Source organism: Novosphingobium guangzhouense (assembly GCF_002896965.1).
GTDB lineage: Bacteria > Pseudomonadota > Alphaproteobacteria > Sphingomonadales > Sphingomonadaceae > Novosphingobium > Novosphingobium guangzhouense.
The window spans coordinates 1-17366 of record NZ_LYMM01000071.1; the positions used below are offsets into that span (position 1 = coordinate 1).

General features: G+C 61.0%; 16 protein-coding genes. 10 read left to right on the top strand and 6 right to left on the bottom strand.

Features of this window, described 5'->3' with window-relative positions; translation table 11 throughout:
* Window positions 1-819: 819 nt before the first annotated feature.
* Entirely contained in the window at window positions 820-1062 is a 243-nt protein-coding gene (locus A8V01_RS29415) for a hypothetical protein (protein ID WP_245892779.1), read from the top strand.
* Window positions 1063-1075: 13 nt separating this feature from the next.
* The gene (locus A8V01_RS22555; protein WP_103098520.1) at window positions 1076-1702 is read left to right on the top strand and encodes a cysteine hydrolase family protein; all 627 of its coding nucleotides are present in this window, start codon (window positions 1076-1078) and stop codon (window positions 1700-1702) included.
* Window positions 1703-1981: 279 nt separating this feature from the next.
* Here the strand turns inward: A8V01_RS22555 and A8V01_RS22560 are convergent, their stop codons facing one another.
* From A8V01_RS22560 to A8V01_RS22585, 5 genes are all read right to left on the bottom strand, one after another.
* A complete protein-coding gene (locus tag A8V01_RS22560) occupies window positions 1982-2926 on the bottom strand; it encodes an NAD(P)/FAD-dependent oxidoreductase (protein WP_103098521.1) in 945 nt (314 codons plus the stop codon).
* A 70-nt stretch (window positions 2927-2996) separates the two neighbouring features.
* The gene (locus A8V01_RS22565) at window positions 2997-3554 is read right to left on the bottom strand and encodes a PRC-barrel domain-containing protein (protein WP_146037351.1); all 558 of its coding nucleotides are present in this window, start codon (window positions 3552-3554) and stop codon (window positions 2997-2999) included.
* A 125-nt stretch (window positions 3555-3679) separates the two neighbouring features.
* Window positions 3680-4336, bottom strand: coding sequence for a DUF6766 family protein (locus tag A8V01_RS22570; RefSeq protein ID WP_103098535.1), 657 nt, complete (start codon window positions 4334-4336; stop codon window positions 3680-3682).
* A gap of 256 nt (window positions 4337-4592) precedes the next feature.
* A complete protein-coding gene (locus A8V01_RS22580; protein ID WP_103098523.1) occupies window positions 4593-5339 on the bottom strand; it encodes a Crp/Fnr family transcriptional regulator in 747 nt (248 codons plus the stop codon).
* A gap of 104 nt (window positions 5340-5443) precedes the next feature.
* A complete protein-coding gene (locus A8V01_RS22585; RefSeq protein WP_103098524.1) occupies window positions 5444-5971 on the bottom strand; it encodes a hemerythrin domain-containing protein in 528 nt (175 codons plus the stop codon).
* Between the two features lie 392 nt (window positions 5972-6363).
* On the opposite strand from A8V01_RS22585, the gene katE reads away from it, so the two are divergent.
* The 6 genes from katE (at window position 6364) to A8V01_RS22620 (ending at window position 14649) form a co-directional block, all read left to right on the top strand.
* Window positions 6364-8538 carry a catalase gene (gene katE / locus A8V01_RS22590; RefSeq protein ID WP_103098525.1) on the top strand — a complete coding sequence of 725 codons (2175 nt, stop codon included), beginning with the start codon at window positions 6364-6366 and terminating at the stop codon, window positions 8536-8538.
* The gene (locus tag A8V01_RS22595) at window positions 8531-9088 is read left to right on the top strand and encodes an ankyrin repeat domain-containing protein (RefSeq protein ID WP_211295118.1); all 558 of its coding nucleotides are present in this window, start codon (window positions 8531-8533) and stop codon (window positions 9086-9088) included. Before katE ends, A8V01_RS22595 begins: the two co-directional genes overlap by 8 nt.
* A gap of 79 nt (window positions 9089-9167) precedes the next feature.
* Window positions 9168-11324, top strand: coding sequence for a hypothetical protein (locus A8V01_RS22600; RefSeq protein WP_245892780.1), 2157 nt, complete (start codon window positions 9168-9170; stop codon window positions 11322-11324).
* Window positions 11321-12079, top strand: a complete 759-nt coding sequence (locus A8V01_RS22605) for an SDR family oxidoreductase (protein ID WP_103098526.1) — start codon at window positions 11321-11323, stop codon at window positions 12077-12079. Before A8V01_RS22600 ends, A8V01_RS22605 begins: the two co-directional genes overlap by 4 nt.
* Window positions 12076-13212 carry a glycoside hydrolase family 130 protein gene (locus A8V01_RS22610; protein ID WP_103098527.1) on the top strand — a complete coding sequence of 379 codons (1137 nt, stop codon included), beginning with the start codon at window positions 12076-12078 and terminating at the stop codon, window positions 13210-13212. Before A8V01_RS22605 ends, A8V01_RS22610 begins: the two co-directional genes overlap by 4 nt.
* A 513-nt stretch (window positions 13213-13725) precedes the next feature.
* Window positions 13726-14649 carry an iron-containing redox enzyme family protein gene (locus A8V01_RS22620; RefSeq protein ID WP_103098529.1) on the top strand — a complete coding sequence of 308 codons (924 nt, stop codon included), beginning with the start codon at window positions 13726-13728 and terminating at the stop codon, window positions 14647-14649.
* Here A8V01_RS22620 and A8V01_RS22625 read toward each other — a convergent pair.
* On the bottom strand, window positions 14560-15489 hold the full coding sequence (locus A8V01_RS22625; protein ID WP_103098530.1) for a histidine kinase dimerization/phospho-acceptor domain-containing protein: 930 nt from the start codon (window positions 15487-15489) through the stop codon (window positions 14560-14562). The two genes, A8V01_RS22620 and A8V01_RS22625, sit on opposite strands and share 90 nt — an antisense overlap.
* A gap of 883 nt (window positions 15490-16372) precedes the next feature.
* On the opposite strand from A8V01_RS22625, the gene A8V01_RS22640 reads away from it, so the two are divergent.
* Complete coding sequence (locus A8V01_RS22640) at window positions 16373-16597, top strand: hypothetical protein (protein ID WP_146037352.1); 225 nt, start codon at window positions 16373-16375, stop codon at window positions 16595-16597.
* A 560-nt stretch (window positions 16598-17157) separates the two neighbouring features.
* Window positions 17158-17366, top strand: a 209-nt coding sequence (locus A8V01_RS29035; RefSeq protein ID WP_211295120.1) for a hypothetical protein, incomplete at its 3' end; no start/stop codon positions are given.

Below are 17366 nucleotides of genomic sequence, written 5' to 3' on the forward strand. Positions count from 1 at the left end.
GAGTGCGCAAATCCATTGAAAGAGCCATCCATGCCGGCCTCCTTCACCAGCATGGATTCTGAATCAGAAATCGCGCCCGAAGGGAATCCCATGCCGATTCAGAACGGTCGAAAACCGCTCTAAACATGAGTTTTCCCGATCCGGCGGTTTCAACCGACTTGTGCATTCGCTCCTGTCCGCCCTTCCCAACCTCGTAAGCGCTGAGCGCAATTGCGGCTCGAGGTACCGTTCGTCGTTGCTCATCATCGCCCAGATCATGCGGGCATTCTTGTTGGCGAGCGCCACGGCGGCAACCTTGACCTTCTTGCGCGCCAGCAACTGCACGACCCAGGGCCGCTTCGACTTATGCGCTCAGCAAAGCGGATCCCAACCCAGACCACGACCTTGGCTAGCACACGGCGTACCTGGCTACCTGAGCCAAGCCGATGGCTTGCGCGACTAATTTTTGGAAAGGAACCGACATGACGTTTTTGGACAAGGCGATCGCTGCGATCACACCTCCGGAAAGCGAAGAGGCGCGCCAGAAAGCACGCCGCAATGCCGAGAGCATTGCCACGCCCGGCGGCTGGCTTAGGAAAATCCTCGATCACCATCGCGGCATTGAGGCGCAGTTCGACGCGGTGCGCGCTGCCCCCGACGCGCAGAGCCGCCGCGCTGAAGAAAAGGCGCGAAGCCTTCTTCTGACCGGTCACGCGCTCGCGGAGGAAGCAGCGGTCTATCCCGCGCGCAAACGATCATCAGGTCGCCCATGCCGCACTTGCCTATCAGGAGCAGTCGGCGGCGAAGATGGAGCTTGGTCCCCTCCAGCGGACCGATCCGATGAGCCAGGACTATCTCGACAAGCTCGAGCATATCCGCGGCGCGGTTGCCCTCCATATCTACTCCGAGGAAGGCACCTGGTTTGCGCAGCTCGCGGAAGCGCCGGATGCCGCCGAACAGGATCGCATAGTCTGCACTATGACGAGGAGTATCGCCGCTATTCGGGCGCATGACCTGACCGTGGGAATTCCCGCAAAGTCACATTTTCATCGAAAAGGGCCGGACAACGTTCGAGTATTATGAGAATGAGCATCCTATGACGGCCAGCTCGACAGTTCGCCCCACCGCGCCCTTCCACGACAGCGGCGATGACAGAATTGCCTTGGTCATTCTTGATATGATCAACTGCTTCGATTTCGAGGGCGCCGATTTGCTCGCACCCCGCGCCCAGCAGGCGGCAAACGCCATTCGCTTCTTGCGCGATCAGGCCGACGCGGCGCAGTGTCCCGTCATCTACGTCAATGACAATTTCGGGGAGTGGCATTCGGAAGCCTCAAAGCTCGTTCAGCAGGCCATCGACGCAAACAGCCCGACCGCCAGACTTTTGAAGCCGCGTGGTGAAGATTATTTCATTATCAAGCCGCAATACTCGGGCTTCTACTCGACAAATCTCGGCGTGCTTCTGCCAAAGTTAGGCGTAAGGCGATTGATGCTGACCGGCATTGCCGCCGACATGTGCGTGCTCTTCACTGCCGCCGATGCGGCCATGCGTGACTATGCTCTGTGGGTGCCGTGCGACGCCATCGCCGCTGACACTCAAGAAAAGCATGATGCTGCGCTCAGCATAATGGAACGCGCTACCAAGGCCGAGGTCCGGTCTACAACCGACCTCACGCTTGCCGAGTGGGACCGCACCTCGCACGGGGGACAACGAGCCGATTGATCTGCGGAGCCTATCATCCAAAGTCCTGCTGTGCTGGTTGCTTACAAGGCCGGCAAATTAAAAGCGCAGCGTGGCGTCGTCCCGTCGATCCGAAGCGTGCTCCTGCCATGGGCCAAGGGGAGATGATGAACCCTCGTCGAACGGTCTTCAGCTCGCGGCCGCACGTCTCTTACCGCAGTTGATGCTGTCCAGACAGCAACGCGCAGGACATGCCCGTGGTCTGACGCCCGTAAGCGAGCCGAACCCTCGCACCCCAAAAGCCCGATCCTGCGCGCCGCATCACCGCAGGAGCGGCGCAATCGTTGCCAGATCGTTGCGGATCGTAGTCGCTGCGACGCCAGCCTCCCCCATCGCATGGCTGATCTGATCGAGCCCTTTGGTGACGTCGCCCGCTGCGTAGAGGCCGGCGATCGTGGTGCGTTGATGCCGGTCGACGACAAGGCATCCCTCGTCCGTGGCCTTCGCCCCAAGGGTGGTCGCAAGCTCGGATCGGATCGCGGACCCGAGCGCGGGATAAACGGTATCGAACCGCGCCTTTCCGCCAGGGACAGGCACAATAATCTGGTCGCCCTCGATGACCAGAGGTTCGCAAGGTCCGTCCTTGAGCACCACTCGGGCATCGACCAGTCTTTGCCGTTCGATGTCGCTGAGCGCATGATCACCCGCCGGAGCGACGAGCGTGACGTCGCGCGAATACATTCGCAAAAACAGGGCTTCGTTATGGCCGTGGGTCTGTGTGCCTATGACAGCGATGCGCTTGTCCGTTACCTCATAGCCGTCGCAGATAGGGCAATAGCGCAACAGTCCCCGCCGCAGGGCGATGTCATGAATGTCCAGCGCCATTGGCGGACGGTTGTTGACGACGCCCGTCGCCAGCAAGACCGAACGCGCACGCCATCTCCGCGAACCGCTCTTCGCCATGAACCCTGCTTTCGCCCGTGCAAGAGACTCGATGGCCCCCGACACGACGTTGACCCCGAACTCTCCAGCTTGCGCGCGCATCCGCGCAAGCAGATCGGGCCCCGTGATGCCACCGGGAAATCCGGCATGATTGTGGGTCAGGGGTATGAGCGACGCTCGGCTTCGGCCTGCATCCACGATCCGGATCGAAAGTCGAAACCGTGCGAGATAGATGGCCGCCGTCAGCCTGGCAGGCCCCCCGCCGATGATCAAGCAGTCGAGCGGTGGGTCCTCGTCCCTCGCGTCTGAAGCTAAGATCGTCATGAAGCGACGTCGCCCAGGCCTGGCGCCCCCGGCAGTGTAAAGGGCGTTTCGCTTAGACTGCGTGCCTGCGTCATCGTATCAGTTTCCGCTCAACGGCGACGGGCGCTGCGGGCCAATCGCCTTCCTTCAAAGATGGGAGCGCCTCGAAGCGATCGAGGGCACAGACCAGTTCGAGTTTCTCGCAGGCGAAGCGGATATCTGCGCGCGCGACCGCTCGGAGAGTCTCTGCGATGCCACCGACGCCGTCCGAGGCCACCACCACATAACTGACGTGCCCCGTCTCGCACGCCACTAGCGCCTCGACCGCCTTGCCCACGGCCCGGCCATCTGCGGTTACGACCGGCATCCCGCTGATGCCCGTGGCGGTGAAAAGATCGGGGTGACGTGATCGGCGACTTGCCGCCTCGGCCGACTTACCGCCGTCCTCATAGGCGCGTTGCCGGCCAAGCCACCGCCAGATGCCGACAATGTTGACGAAGGTCAGGAAAACGTTGGTGGCGAGGAGGTTGGTCTGCCCGGTTGCGAAACCGAGGAGTGACCAGGCAAGAGATCCAGCCGTGAAGATCACGAACCCCCACCCGGTGACACGCGCCCCAAGATTGGCAGCGGTCATCATCGCAGCGATCATTGTGGCGACAGGGGCAACCCAGCCGGCAAGCGTTTCCAGAATGAATTCCTTTTTTCTTGAACGACCAAAATGCGGTCCAATGTGCTGGGCGCCAAACGGAAGCGGAGATTGGGCGAGACACGCGCCTATTCGCCGGTTTGGCTGTGCGGCGCTGCCACCGCTTTGGATTCCGGCGATTCCCGCTGGCGCAGGAAGATAGACAGCACCACCAGAACTGCAGTCGAGAGGAACTCGCTTTGCCAGTTCTGGAAGGATTCGAACCAAAGCTGTGCATCGCCGAGATAGGCCCAGACCGTTGGTGCGACTTCACCATGTTCAATGGCATCCTGGGCGGCGACCCGAGCGCTTTGAGTCCAGTGCATGACGAATGACATCAGGAACAGCCCCGCCAGAGCAATTCCCAGGGACCGCGCATAGAGTGCTCGCCAGAGTGGTCCCCAGCGCAGGATCGCAGGCGCGCCGGGCTTGCCCGCTTGCGTAACAAGGTCTGCATCTCGCCTCGGTTCGTCCGGATCTTTTGACTCGGCGGAACCGCGCTGGATGAAGCAGGCAGTGAGGACGACATAGGTCGCCATCTGCAAAAATTCGCTCTCCCAATTCTCGAACACGCTCGAGAGAAATTCCGGGCTAATCGTATAGGCCAGAAGGCTGAGGATCGGCTGGCTGTGTCTCCGTGCATCATCCATCGCGACGTGCCCGCCCGCAAGCCATTGGCCAAAGATCGAGCCTGCGAACAGGAGTAATAGGACCAGGGTCAGCCCGTTATTCTTCAAGAACTGCATATCGGGCCTCTCTTTCTCCATTCACCGTCGAGACCGCCGGCCGCCCGAGGGCGGGCCAATTAAGCCCTAGCGTCGCCTTGCCGGCTTTGGCCGCGTGCGGCCTCGGCAGCCGATATGAGGCTATGGGCAGTACCGGTCGCAGCATCGGCAGTCATCGTAACCGCCACGCCGTCGGGGCCTTCGAGGATGACAACCCCGGCCTCCGCAGTTGCGACGCCGGGCTCAGTCTCGGGTTGGGGAACAGTATCTGAAATGCTCATTTTTGCGCCTTTCGTGCTTCGCCCGGCGCGAACGCGGGCGCGATGTAGAGATAGGCAGGGTCGAACTCACCGCGACGGGCCAGCTTTTCGGGATCGGGGATTTCGACGAGCGAGGATCGGAACGTGCAGAGCTGCTCCTCGCGTAGCTGCCGCATGATGCGGTTCACATGGACGCTGGTGAGGCCACAAATCTCTGCAAGGTCATTCTGCGTAAGCCCCAGCGCGAAGCGCCTGCCATCGCTCAACCCTGCTGATATGAGCCGCGCGTTCGTTTCTGAAAGGAAATGGGCAACCCGGCCCAGTGCATCCAGACGTCCCAGACGAAAGAGCCAGGCCCGATGAATGGCAGCGTCGATGAGGGTAGCGAACCAGAGCTTGTCGACGAGCGCGGGCATGTTCGTCTTGATCCGGTCGAGCGCGGTATGGGGTACGATCGCCACGGTAGCGGCCGTCATCGTCGCGACATCGTGATCAAGGGTTTTGAGCGGATAGGAATGAAGATCGACAAAGTCGCCAGGCACATGGACCGCCACGAGCTGCCGCAATCCGCGACGGTCGTCGATATAGCGTGACATGAACCCTTCGATGAGCAGAGTGCTCTGCTCGAGCCGCTCACCGGCTCGAACGATGATCTCCCGCGGGCCCACTTTTCTGACTTCGGCAATGGCATCCTCGAGCATAGCACGCTCGGCAGGTTCCAAAACGACGCCGCGCCGTTCTCTCAAAAAGCGTTCTGTAACCATGTTTGCCTCGCTCGTTCCTCCGATCGGCGCTGAGCGCGCCGCTTGTGACGCCCCCAAAAGACGGGGGCGCCCAAGGGGTTCCCGGCGAAGCGCGGTCTTCCCGACTACTGCCCGGCCTCCGCCATCAGCTCGGCTTTGCGTTCGGCAAGCTGGACGCCGAGGGCCTTGAGATCGAGGTCGCTGTCCCGGGCTTCCGGGAACATTTCGCTCTCCTCTTCCTCGACATGGTGCGAAACATATTCGCCAAGGACGGTGACCTTGGCATCATAGAGCGACTCGCCTGGTTCCATCGCGCGGATTTCCGCGATCAACTGCTTGGCGCTGGCATGCTCGACTTCGGCTTCATCGAGGAGATCGTCATCATCGATGCCCTCGCGGGCCGCTGGGTAGAAAATCTCTTCCTCGATCTGGGTGTGGACCGTCAGCGCCAGGCAGATACGCTCGGCGAGTGCCTTCTTCTCGGCCGTGTCATCCAGCTTTTCATAGTCCTTGAAATAGCCCTCCACCTCGCGGTGATCGGCCTTCAGCAGCTTGATTGCATCGGCAGGCTTCGCGGCGGCCCTCTGGGTCTTGCGGGCTGTCTTGGAGCCAGTCTTCGGCTTGGCTTCGGTTGTGGTCTTGGTTTCGGGCATGGGATGCTCCTCGTCGCTCGACCTCATGTGGATCGATGTCGTTGGAACAACGGTTCAGCCACCGGTTCGGAACTTCGCTCAGCCAAAAACTAATCTCTATCAGGACGATTTTTGCAGATTTGATAGCTTTGCGGCGGTCGCGTGCTGAGGGTCGCCAACAATCGACCTGACTTAGATTAGTATTGAGGTGCACGAGGCAACTCCTGCGCCTTCCATCGATTGCGGATTCGATTGGCGAGCGTTGTCGATACGAAGTTCTAAGGACGTCCGTGCACCCGGCGGACTTTCCCACGAACCCGGCGCGCGTTGAGCCGGCACTCCCCGCGGCTCGCCTGACCAGATTGAGCCGACGAAAACCGACCCGACCCGCGAACGACAAGGATCCTGTGACCATGGCGAAGACCCCGAGCGAACCCATAGCCAAGGGCGAGACCATCAATAGGGCGCCCGAACTGCCGCCCGCAACCAAGACCGCAAGAAGCTTTGCCGAACCGCAGGGCGAAGGCGGCGAAACGCATCAGGCCAGCGAGAGCAGCGCGCCGACCCTCACCACGGCCCAAGGTGCACCCGTGGCTGACGATCAGAACAGCCTGAAGCAGGGCGCACGCGGACCGACGCTCCTCGAGGATTTCCATCTTCGTGAGAAGATCTTCCATTTCGATCATGAGCGCATTCCGGAGCGCGTCGTCCACGCCCGCGGCTATGGGGCGCATGGGTTCTTCGAGCTGACCGACAGCCTCGCCGACATCACCCGCGCCGACATCTTCCAGCGCGTCGGCGAGCGAACCCCCGCCTTCGTGCGCTTCTCGACGGTCGCCGGCTCCAAGGGCTCGGCGGACCTAGCGCGCGACGTGCGCGGCTTCGCCGTCAAGCTTTACACCCAGGAGGGCAACTGGGACATCGTCGGAAACAACATTCCGGTGTTCTTCATCCAGGATGCGATAAAGTTCCCCGATCTCGTCCACGCGGCAAAGCCAGAGCCCGACCGCGCCTTCCCTCAGGCGCAGACCGCGCATGACAATTTCTGGGATTTTATCAGCCTGACCCCGGAGTCGATGCACATGATCATGTGGATCATGTCCGACCGGACCATCCCGCGCTCGTTCCGCACGATGGAAGGCTTCGGCGTCCACACCTTCCGCCTGCTCGACGCCGAGGGCCGCTCGACCTTCGTCAAATTCCATTGGAAGCCTAAGCTGGGCCTTCAGTCGGTCGTCTGGAATGAAGCGGTCAAGATCAACGGTGCTGATCCCGACTTCCATCGGCGCGATCTCTGGGATGCAATCAACGCTGGCGATTTCCCGGAGTGGGAACTCGGCGTGCAGCTCTTCGACGACGAGTTCGCCAACAGTTTCGACTTCGATGTACTCGATGCGACCAAGATCATTCCCGAGGAAATTCTGCCCGTCCGCGTTGTTGGCCGTCTCGTCCTCGACCGGGTGGTCGATAATTTCTTCGCCGAGACCGAGCAGGTCGCCTTTTGCACGCAGAATGTGCCGCCGGGGATCGACTTCTCGAATGACCCGCTGCTGCAGGGTCGCAACTTCTCCTATCTTGACACGCAGCTGAAGCGCCTCGGATCACCCAATTTCACTCATATCCCGATCAACGCGGCCAAGTGTCCGGTCGCGAACTTCCAGCAGGACGGGCATATGGCGATACACAACCCAGTCGGTCGCGCGAATTACGAGCCCAATAGCTGGGGCACGGAAATTGGCGGTCCGCGCGAGGATCCGGTACGGGGGTTCCGCAGCTTCGCGGAAGTGGCCGAAGGTCCGAAGCTTCGTATCCGCCCGGAAAGCTTCGCCGATCACTACAGCCAAGCGCGGCAGTTCTTCGTCAGCCAGACGCCGATCGAGCAAAAGCATATCGGCGATGCGCTGGTGTTTGAGCTCTCCAAGGTCGAGCACGTCGATATCCGCGCCAGGCTCGTCTCTCACCTCATCAACATCGATCCCGTCCTCGCCCGGACCGTGGCGGACGGCCTGGCGCTCGACCTACCCGAACCCGCCGTGGCCGCCCGGCCGACGATTCAGGACCTACCGCCCTCCGACGCGCTCAGCATCATCAAGAACGGTCCCCCCAGCCTCGAAGGCCGAAAGTTCGGCATTCTCCTTACCGATGGCAGCGACGCGGCGCTGTTCGCGGCGCTTACCAAGGCGCTCGACGCGCAGAGTGCAGTCTTCGAGGTGGTGGCGCCAAAGGTCGGCGGCGTAACGCTGTCGGACGGCACGGCCCTCGCCGCCAAGCACAAGATCGACGGCGGTCCGTCAGTCCTTTTCGACGCGGTGGCGGTGCTCCCTTCGGCCGATGGCGCGGCGCTGCTGGCGATTGACAAGCCGGCCAAGGACTTCGTCTCCGATGCCTTTGCGCACTGCAAGTTCATCGGCATCGGCGCTGCATCGGCGCCGCTGTTCGACAAGGCGGGCCTGACCGAAGATCTGGACGAGGGTTGCCTGCGGCTCGGCTCGGCCAAGGACGTCGACGCCTTCCTCGCTGCATGTGTCCAGGTGCGCCATTGGCCGCGCGAGCTGGCTGTCGATCTCGATGCCCAGCCCGATGCCTGAGCATGACGAGCCAGTGACGGGAGCCCTGCGTCCGATTCCGTCGCTCGAGCGGCTGCAAGAGCTGCTGTTCGACGCAGCGCGGCTCGGCCGCGCGGACATGATCCCGGCACTGGTCAGCGCCGGGATTGACCTCGAAGCACATGATCCCAAAGGCTATACCGCGCTTATCCTGGCTAGCTATCATGGCTCGCTCGAGACCACGGAAGCGCTGCTGGAGGCGGGTGCGCAGGTCGACGCGCCCGACATTGGCCGGGGTAATACAGCGCTGATGGGCGTGGCGTTCAAGGGCTATGGCGCCATCGCGCATCATCTTCTTGCCTCTGGCGCGCAAGTAAATCGGCGCAACCGCGCAGACCAGACCGCCTTGATGATGGCGGCGATGTTCAGCCATGCGGAGATCGTCAAAGCTCTGATCGCTGCTGGCGCAGATATAGACTGCACCGATGCTGCCGGAAACAGCGCCAAGTCTCTCTCTCGCATACAGGGTAACGCGGCGATCACGACCTTGCTCGAGACAGCTTCCCCGCCGATCCATGCGCTCGATGGATAGGTCTGCGGCTCCGACGAAGAGGCCAGACGGCGTCAGCGCGCAGGTTCTGGCGCTCCGGCACGAATTGATGCAGGGCGCGATGCGTCCTGTTGCTACATTCGCCTTGGCGGTCCGAGAGGTCGATATCCTCGAAGGCCGCGACGCGCTCTGGGCGATCGTTCGCCGACCCGGCAAGGGCAGCCTCGCGATCCGCGCGGCGCATCTCCCCGGCGGCGCGGCGAAGCCGCGTAAGGTCCGCGCCGACCCGGGCGAAACCTGTCGCATCGATCTGGAAGGCCCTATGGGCGCACAGACCGTCCGGTTCAGCGTGGCGGATGCCGAACTTCCGGTTTTGCGCCTCACGACGACGCTAACCCCCGCCGCGCCGCTCCTCATCCCCTTCCTTCCACGCGATCTCTATCCTTTGGGCGAGAATGACGATCCCATCGGCGCGGTCGGCCGGGTGGAAGCGGCGCAGCGCGGCCTCAACACCGGCCTCATCTATTTCCACTTGGACGAACCTGCCTTTGGCAGCGTCCTCTATGTCCAGAATTTTACCGCTCTCGCGGACTATTTCGCGGCGACCGACACGACGCCCGACGGCGCCGTCGGCGGCGAGTGGCCGGAGCTCGGATATCTGCGGCCATCGCCGCCGCAGAGCGGCACCCCGCCGGTCAACCCGCTGCCCGAAGGCAAGGCGACGACGATCTCGGATGCTTTAATCGTCTTTCATGACGATGTCGCGTCCGACGGCCAGGACATGGGCCGCCGCTTTATCCAGATGCTGGGTGCGGCCTATCGCAAGCTCGACCTCCCCGACACCGACTTTCGCGATTGGGTCTCGCGCGCCGATCTGACCCTGCGCGATCTCGATCAGGCAGATGAGGCGACGATCCGCCACTATGGCCACCGCTATGCGCACCCTTATACGGATGCCGAATATCCCGACATCATGGTGCAGATGTCGCTCATCGGTGCGCTGCACGACTTCGCTGTCTGGCGGAGAGAGCCCGTAGCGCTCGAAGCGGAGTTTATGGCGGGCCTCGGCAAGTTCCGCGACGCCAAGCTCAAGACCCTGCGCCGCTACCTCCCGAACGTCGGCAAGGATAAGGACAAGGACGCGGTTGACAGCTGGTATCTCTACCACCCCATGCTCAATCTTGGGCGGCTCGCCCTCGACGGCGAAGCCCGCGCCAAGCGCCTTTTCCTCGGTGCGCTGGACTATGCGATCAAAGCGGCACATCATTTCGACTATGCCTGGCCGATCCAGTTCAAGGTCGACGATTTTGCGGTGATCCTCGAGGCGCGAAACGACGATGGTCTTGGTCAGACCGACGTCGGCGGCCTATACGCCTATGTCATGCTCCAAGCCTATGAGCTCACTAAGAAGGGGCAATATCTCGACGAGGCACGCGCTGCGATCGATGCTGCGAAGGACATGCGCTTCGAGCTCAACTATCAGGCGAACCTCACCGCTTGGGGCGCCGCTGCCTGCATGCGGCTCTGGCGCATCACGGCAGAAGACTATTATCTGCGCCACAGCTACGTCTATCTGGCGAGCTTCTTCCATAATTCGGCTATCTGGGAATCGCAGATCAAGGCTGCGCGCCACTACAGCAATTTCCTCGGCGTAACCTGCCTCCACGATGGCCCTTACATGGCGATCTACGAATGCTTCGATAGCTTCGCTGCGTTCGAGCGCTATCTGAAGGATAGCGGTCCCGACCTCGATCCGGCCGCGCGTATGCTCATCAGCGAATATTGTCGCTACGCCCTCCATCGCGCTTGGTTTTACTATCCCGACGCGCTTCCGGCTGATTGCCTCGCGACCGAGATCCGCAACGGGCATATCGATGCCGCGCTCTCTTTCCCGCTCGAAGATCTTTATCATGACGGCCAGCCGGCCGGGCAGGTCGGCCAGGAGATTTACGGCGCCGGCGCGGCCTTCGTGTTCGCCAGCCGCGCCTTTCATTCGGTCGAGGGCGAGCACTTCCAAATATATTGCGATCATTTCCTCATGGCGAGCGAGCGCAATAGCGCCCAGTCGGTGACGATCAGGCTCGATGGCGGCGACGGCTGCCAGGCGCGGCTCGCGCTAGTGCGGCGCGGCCGCGCGCGCCTCCCTGATTTTACGGTCGAGGTTGCCGGAGGTGATCGCATCCGCCCGACGCACGATAGCGACGAGCGCATCGGCTTCACCATCCCCGCCAGCGGCCGGATCACCATCCGCTGGGCAAAAGCGAAGGACACGGCATGACGGATATCGAAGACGCGCAAACTGCCATGCCTAGCCTGAAGGGTCGTCAGGCCATCATATCGGGCGGCACGACCGGGATCGGACGCGCGATCGCTGTTCTCCTCGCGAGCGAGGGCGCGAAGGTGTTCATCTGTGGCCGGACGCCTGAACATCTGGACGACGCGCTGGAGCGCATTCGCGAAGTCGGCGAAGGCGATGGCATCGCTCTCGATCTTGCCGAGCCCGATGGCGTCGATCGCTTCTTTGCCGCGGCTGCCGACTATCTTCCCGCAGCGGATATCGTCGTGATCAACGCGGCCGTGCCCGCAAAGGGCTTGTCGGAGATGTCCGACACGGATCTGCGCTATGCTCTAGCCACCGACTTCACCGCCTATGTGATGAGCACGCATGCCGGCACCCGATTGCTCGAGGACAGAGGCGACATCGTTCTTATCGGCTCGATGTCGGCGCATGTCCTGGGGCCGGGTTCGACCGTCTATGCTGGGATGAAGGCCGGCATTGCAGGCTTCTCGGAAGCGCTGCGCAAGGAGCTCGGCCCCAAAGGCATCAAGGTGGCATTGGTCGAACCCGGAAAGACCGGCGCCGACTTCCAATATCCCGATATTCCGGCCAAAAAGCAGCGTGAGATGATCGAAGAAGAGTCGATGCTACGCGCCGAGGACATCGCGGTCGGGGTCCACTATCTCCTGACCCAGCCGCGCCGCGCGGTCGTGCAGCAACTCACCATCGCGCCGCGCATGCAGGATAGAGAATGAGCTTCGCAGTCGACCGGCTGGTGCTGACGCCCGCCGACATCGATCTCGCGCGATCGCCGCTTGCCGGCCATCTCAGCGCCGAAACCTATGTCCTCGGCGCGTTCAATCCGGGCCTGACCCGGCTCGCCAACGGCAATCTCCTCATGATGGTGCGTATCGCCGAAGCGTTGCGCCATCCCCTCCGGGACGCACATGTCCATGCCATACGATGGGAGCGTCGCGACAACGGCGTCGGCCGATACGTTCTGGACGCCTGGCCGCTTGAGCATGCCGATACCGCCGATCCGCGCAAATTTCTGCTGCGGGACGGCGGCTGGAAGATCATGGCCTTGACTTCGCTGTCATGGCTACTGCCTGTCGAGCTGACCCCGGACGGCCTTGCGATCGTGACCATCCATTACGACAGGGCGATCGCGCCCGCCCATGATTTTCAATGCTATGGTATCGAGGATGCGCGGATCAGCCGGGTCGGTGAACGCTATCTGATGACGACCTGCTCAGTCAGTCCGGAACGCCATTCCACGACGCTCTATTCCTCGCGCGACGGCCTAGATTGGACGTTCGAGTCGATCGTTCTCGATCATCAGAACAAGGACATGCTCATCTTCGAAGGGCTGATCGACGGCCAATATTGGGCGCAGACGCGGCCATTGGGCGACCTCTACTTCGCTTATCCGCCGGGTAGTGGATGGCGTGCGGGGCCTTCCATCAACCTGGCTCATTCGCCCGACGCGCTGTTTTGGAAGCCTTGGCATAAGCCTGGCATTCGCCCACATGCCGCGACCGTGGCAACGGCGCGCATCGGCGGAGGGACGCCGCCGATTCTCACCGATGACGGCTGGCTCACGCTTTGGCACGGTGTCGAGCCAAAGGAGATCGTGGGCATTTACCGGACAAATTGGTCACTGCTCGACAAGGACGATCCCAGCATCGTGTTGCGGACCGAACATGCGCCGGTTCTAGAGGCAAGCGCCGAGCTTACCGAGCCGATCCAGGACCTCATGTACGTGCGCGATATCGTCTTCACGACAGGGATTGTTGATACAGGTGAGCATTACGTGGTCGCGTCTGGCGAGGCAGATCTCGCCTGCAGGATAACTCACATACCCAAAACGAGGTTTAACGGCAGCTGATCGACGTGGTCATGATCGCGGATGACGGCTCATCCCTCCGGCAGACAGTTAATCCAGATCAGTCCGATTTGTCCAAACGACGGGAGCTTCTCACAGCGCTTGTGCATTTAACGTGCATGGAGAGACGCTCGCAAACGAGACCGGTCGCGATGGTCGTTGCGCAGGCAGATGAGCCTCGTAGCCTCCAAGCTGCGCAGTTAAAACGCGCCGGCTACGATGTTCGGTCGTTTAGTACCGCGTGGGACGCCTTAGCGATGTTCGGCGAGGAAATGCCTGACGCGGCCTTTATCTATCTAACCAAAGACAAATCCTGCCTCGGGTTGCTGGTTGAAGACCTTAAGCGATACGGTGTCGTAACTAACTGGATCAGGGAGGGATGTGAATATTCCTCTCCCGGAAAATTTGGTCCGTCGACCCGCCCCGGGCAGCGCAATTAAAGGCGCGCAGATTTGCAGTAAACACTCCCTACCGCCCTCTCACGTTTTCCAGGCCAAGGCGCTCGAGGATTATTCGATGCAAGAATTACAACCGGCACGAAATGGCTACACAAGCGAATTTTATTTCTCCGACGCATTCCAGCAGTCGCTCGCGCTTTGGAACCACAGGCGTCTCGCACCGGAATTTCCGACGGACAATTGGGCGGAAACCCTCACCGAAGACGCCAGAATGCAGGCGGTCGAAGGGGAATTTCTAGAACATCTCCGTGCTGCCATTCAGCCTGACGTCGCAGACATACCCATCAATCCCGATGCCTTCGTGTCCTGGTTCGAAGGTCTGATCGAAACCGGGCCGGGACAGAACGACCCGCTATTCCCGTGGCTGGCAGACCATGCGACGCGCGAAGAATTGCGCTGGTTCTTCGAGCAAGAGGCAGCCGGCGAAGCTGGCTTCGACGACCTTGTCGCCCTCACCCAAGTCAAGCTGCCCGATCGGGCAAAGATTGAGCTGGCGCGTAATTATTGGGACGAGATGGGCTGCGGCAACCCTAAGGGTATGCACGGACCGATGCTTACCGTCGTATCCGAAGCTCTCGATGTCGAACCGTCTATCCCTACCACAGTCCCCGAAAGCCTGGCGTTAGCCAATACTATGACCGGTCTCGCGACTTCCCGGCGCTATGCCTGGCATTCGGTCGGCGCGCTGGGGGTAATCGAGCTGACAGCACCGGGTCGTTCAGCACTCGTAGCAAAGGGGCTGCGGCGGATTGGTTTATCCAACCGCGAACGGCGATACTTCGACCTGCATGCGGTACTGGACGTGAAGCACAGCGAAACATGGAACCGCGAGGCGTTGCGTCCATTGGTCGAAGAAGATTCGAGACGCGCCGTGGCAATAGCAGAAGGAGCGCTAATGCGCCTCCTGTGCGGAAAGCGGTGCTTCGAACGGTACCGCAGCCATTTGTGGGCTGATCAGCCTGCCCGCGCTGAAGCGGCCTGAGCGGCGACACGCACTATGATCGCAAGGACCTACCCTTTCATGAGGGCGGCTCAGGTCGGACGCCGATATTTCTTGGCGTCGCGCTTTTAACGGTGTTTGTTGTCGCGATTGCTGTGATGTGGTCCGGGGGAAGGCTGCTGGAGCGCCCGGGCGTTGACCCGGCACTTCCAATCGGAACCAAGCGTAAGCAGACTGAGGAGTTTGATGAGCATTACTCCTCGGGATAAGAGTCCGGTGCCGCCTTCCCTTCGCCGGCCGCTCCCTTTTCCCGAGCGAATGCAGTAACTGCTTTTCGAGGCTGCCCGGATCCGCCGCGACGAGATGATTCCGATTGATCTCCCGGCCGGGATGGGAGCAATTCACGTCGAGCCGTTGGCGACGCCCTCCATCCGTGGCGGCGCAAACCCGATCGCCGTTGACCGACTCAGCCTTCATGAAAGAAACATGCGCCTGCGTCAGACGACGGAATATGCGATGAATAGCCTTGATCCGTGAACCTGAAAGTTTCCGCAGCATGGGCGCCAGCACCTCCACGCCATTTCGCGCGTCGATGATCTGCGGCTGAAGGGCCGATCGGCGCGCGAAGGCAAGCAACTGACTGGTCAGGCGGGTGGCGCGATCGGTCGTATCGGCGATGGCCTTGATGTACCGGAGTTTGCGCGCTTCTGGCAGTTCGGGCTTGCGCAGGAGAACGACGGATCCCCGGATCACGGTCAGCAGATTGTTGAAGCCATGTGCGACTCCGCCCGTGAGCTGCCCAATGGCCTCGACCTTTTGGGACTGACCCAGGGACTCTTCGCTCAGGCGCAGGGCTTCGCGGTTCTCAACGTCAGCGGTGATGTCTCAGCCCGTCGCATAGGTCCTGCCGCCGCTCGGAGCTCCCACCCAGGAAATCCAGCGGATCGACCCGTCCTTGTGGAGATACCGGTTTACGATCCGAACCTCACTGCCGCCCTCCGTGACCTGCACGGCGTGATTGGTCTCGTCATGGTCCTAGGCAATGACGAACTCGTTGACATGGTGCCCCACCAATTCATCGGGCAGACCGGAGCCATTTCGGAGGATTCGCGGGCTTTGAGAGATTTGTCGAATAGCGATGGCGCCAGAATCGGCTCATCGAATAGATCTATCAGAGACTTAACCAGGGTTAATTTGGTTTTGTCGCGGGTTCGAAAATATCACGCTAACAGGCCGCATTCGTAATTGTTGCCCATTTTCGGAGGCGTGGCGTCGTCGTGGAAGAACGACGACCGGATCAAATGATAGAGAAGGCGATGCTACATGCTGAAGGCGCTCACTATGCGCTGCACGACGTCCTAGCCCGCGCATTGAGCCGGCTGCCGACTTCGGATTACGATCAGCTCATGCGGTCCTTGGTAGCACAGGCTGATCACCTCGATCCGGGCCTCGGCGCCGATCGGATCGCAGGTTACCGTGACGCGCTTGAATCGATCGCGGACGAGGTTGAGCACGCACGGCCACGGAGCTCGGGCCTGTTCAGCAGACTTCGCCGAAGTTGACCTCGGCTTATTTCGCGGAGAATCGAAGGTGACTTCGCAGTTTGGGCACGGCGTGTTATGTCGCCGTGCCGCTGCATGCTTGCACACGCGATGGGCGCCTAGAAAAATAGATTGGAAGAGATTTGCCTGCCTACGGGAGCGGTGGTCCGTCGCGTGAACAAACGGAAGGTGCGCTTCTCGCGTTACGAGAGGTAGCGACACAATTGCTCGAATTGATTTCAGAGCAAGAGGTCCGGAGGGTGATCCGCGAGGTGCTTGATGACCTGCCCGACAGTGGTGCGACGCTCCCCTTCCGAATTGCTGAAAGCTACGTGCAGGAACTGTTTGCGATACAAGAAGAATTAGTCAGAATGGAGGACGGCGCGCACGCTTTGGTCGCGTATGTAGACGGCGTGATCGCCAATGGTAGGCCCACCGGCAGCAATTGAACGCCTTGGCCAGCGTAGGAACGCTGCCCATCCGTTTCTGCGTATTCGTCATTTATCAGCAAGCGGCGCATCGATAACAAAGCGATCTCGCACCTTTGTCCCCGAGCATCGCACATTGCTTCGGAGAGGGGTGTCGTCCGCGACCGTCTCACATTTCACAACGTCGGTCGGCGCACGCTAAAGCGAGAAGGAAGGGGTAGGACAGGCAGCGACCGTTTACACGCGGGTCTTGAGATGCCTTGATTCGGTTGGTATCCGACGAAAGCAAACGGCAACTATCGGGATATCCCCACTTTCAACCGAACATTTCCCGAACCGGCCAGCTCCGGGCAATATGGGGCGCGGCAATATTGCGCCCATTCAAGACGCTCAATCTGGAAAATGGCGAGCCCATCAGCGATAAGTCCGCTTATGACCGGGGCTGGGTGTGGGCTCAACGGGTGGTGGCGACGCTTTAATCTCTTACGGAGGATGGAGTGTCGCGCTGAAGCGTCGTCGGATCTCCTCACATCGATCCCGCTAGAAACGGTGACGGCGAAACTCAGGCGAACGGACGCCGATTGCCGGCCATCACCTTGCCAATTGCGGCAAATATCAGGCGGGAGCGAAGGGAGCAGAAAACTCGTCATTTGGTAAGCGCCGACGGAACCTTTCAATTACCCACAAGTGCGCCCGGCGAGATCAATTCCAAGTTTCATGTCCATAAGGCGGGACCAGCCACGCCATATGACGGTATTGCCGGGAGGCGGGTCGCGCTGGCGAGCGAGAT

Coding starts and splice junctions, on each gene's coding strand:
- A8V01_RS22595 (WP_211295118.1), top strand. CDS start 8,531: ATGCCTGAGCATGACGAGCCAGTGACGGGAGCCCTGCGTCCGATTCCG.
- A8V01_RS22600 (WP_245892780.1), top strand. CDS start 9,168: ATGCGTCCTGTTGCTACATTCGCCTTGGCGGTCCGAGAGGTCGATATC.
- A8V01_RS22585 (WP_103098524.1), bottom strand. CDS start 5,971: ATGCCCGAAACCAAGACCACAACCGAAGCCAAGCCGAAGACTGGCTCC.
- katE (WP_103098525.1), top strand. CDS start 6,364: ATGGCGAAGACCCCGAGCGAACCCATAGCCAAGGGCGAGACCATCAAT.
- A8V01_RS22570 (WP_103098535.1), bottom strand. CDS start 4,336: ATGCAGTTCTTGAAGAATAACGGGCTGACCCTGGTCCTATTACTCCTG.
- A8V01_RS29415 (WP_245892779.1), top strand. CDS start 820: ATGAGCCAGGACTATCTCGACAAGCTCGAGCATATCCGCGGCGCGGTT.
- A8V01_RS22560 (WP_103098521.1), bottom strand. CDS start 2,926: ATGACGATCTTAGCTTCAGACGCGAGGGACGAGGACCCACCGCTCGAC.
- A8V01_RS22580 (WP_103098523.1), bottom strand. CDS start 5,339: ATGGTTACAGAACGCTTTTTGAGAGAACGGCGCGGCGTCGTTTTGGAA.
- A8V01_RS22565 (WP_146037351.1), bottom strand. CDS start 3,554: ATGATCGCTGCGATGATGACCGCTGCCAATCTTGGGGCGCGTGTCACC.
- A8V01_RS22610 (WP_103098527.1), top strand. CDS start 12,076: ATGAGCTTCGCAGTCGACCGGCTGGTGCTGACGCCCGCCGACATCGAT.
- A8V01_RS22605 (WP_103098526.1), top strand. CDS start 11,321: ATGACGGATATCGAAGACGCGCAAACTGCCATGCCTAGCCTGAAGGGT.
- A8V01_RS22555 (WP_103098520.1), top strand. CDS start 1,076: ATGACGGCCAGCTCGACAGTTCGCCCCACCGCGCCCTTCCACGACAGC.
- A8V01_RS22620 (WP_103098529.1), top strand. CDS start 13,726: ATGCAAGAATTACAACCGGCACGAAATGGCTACACAAGCGAATTTTAT.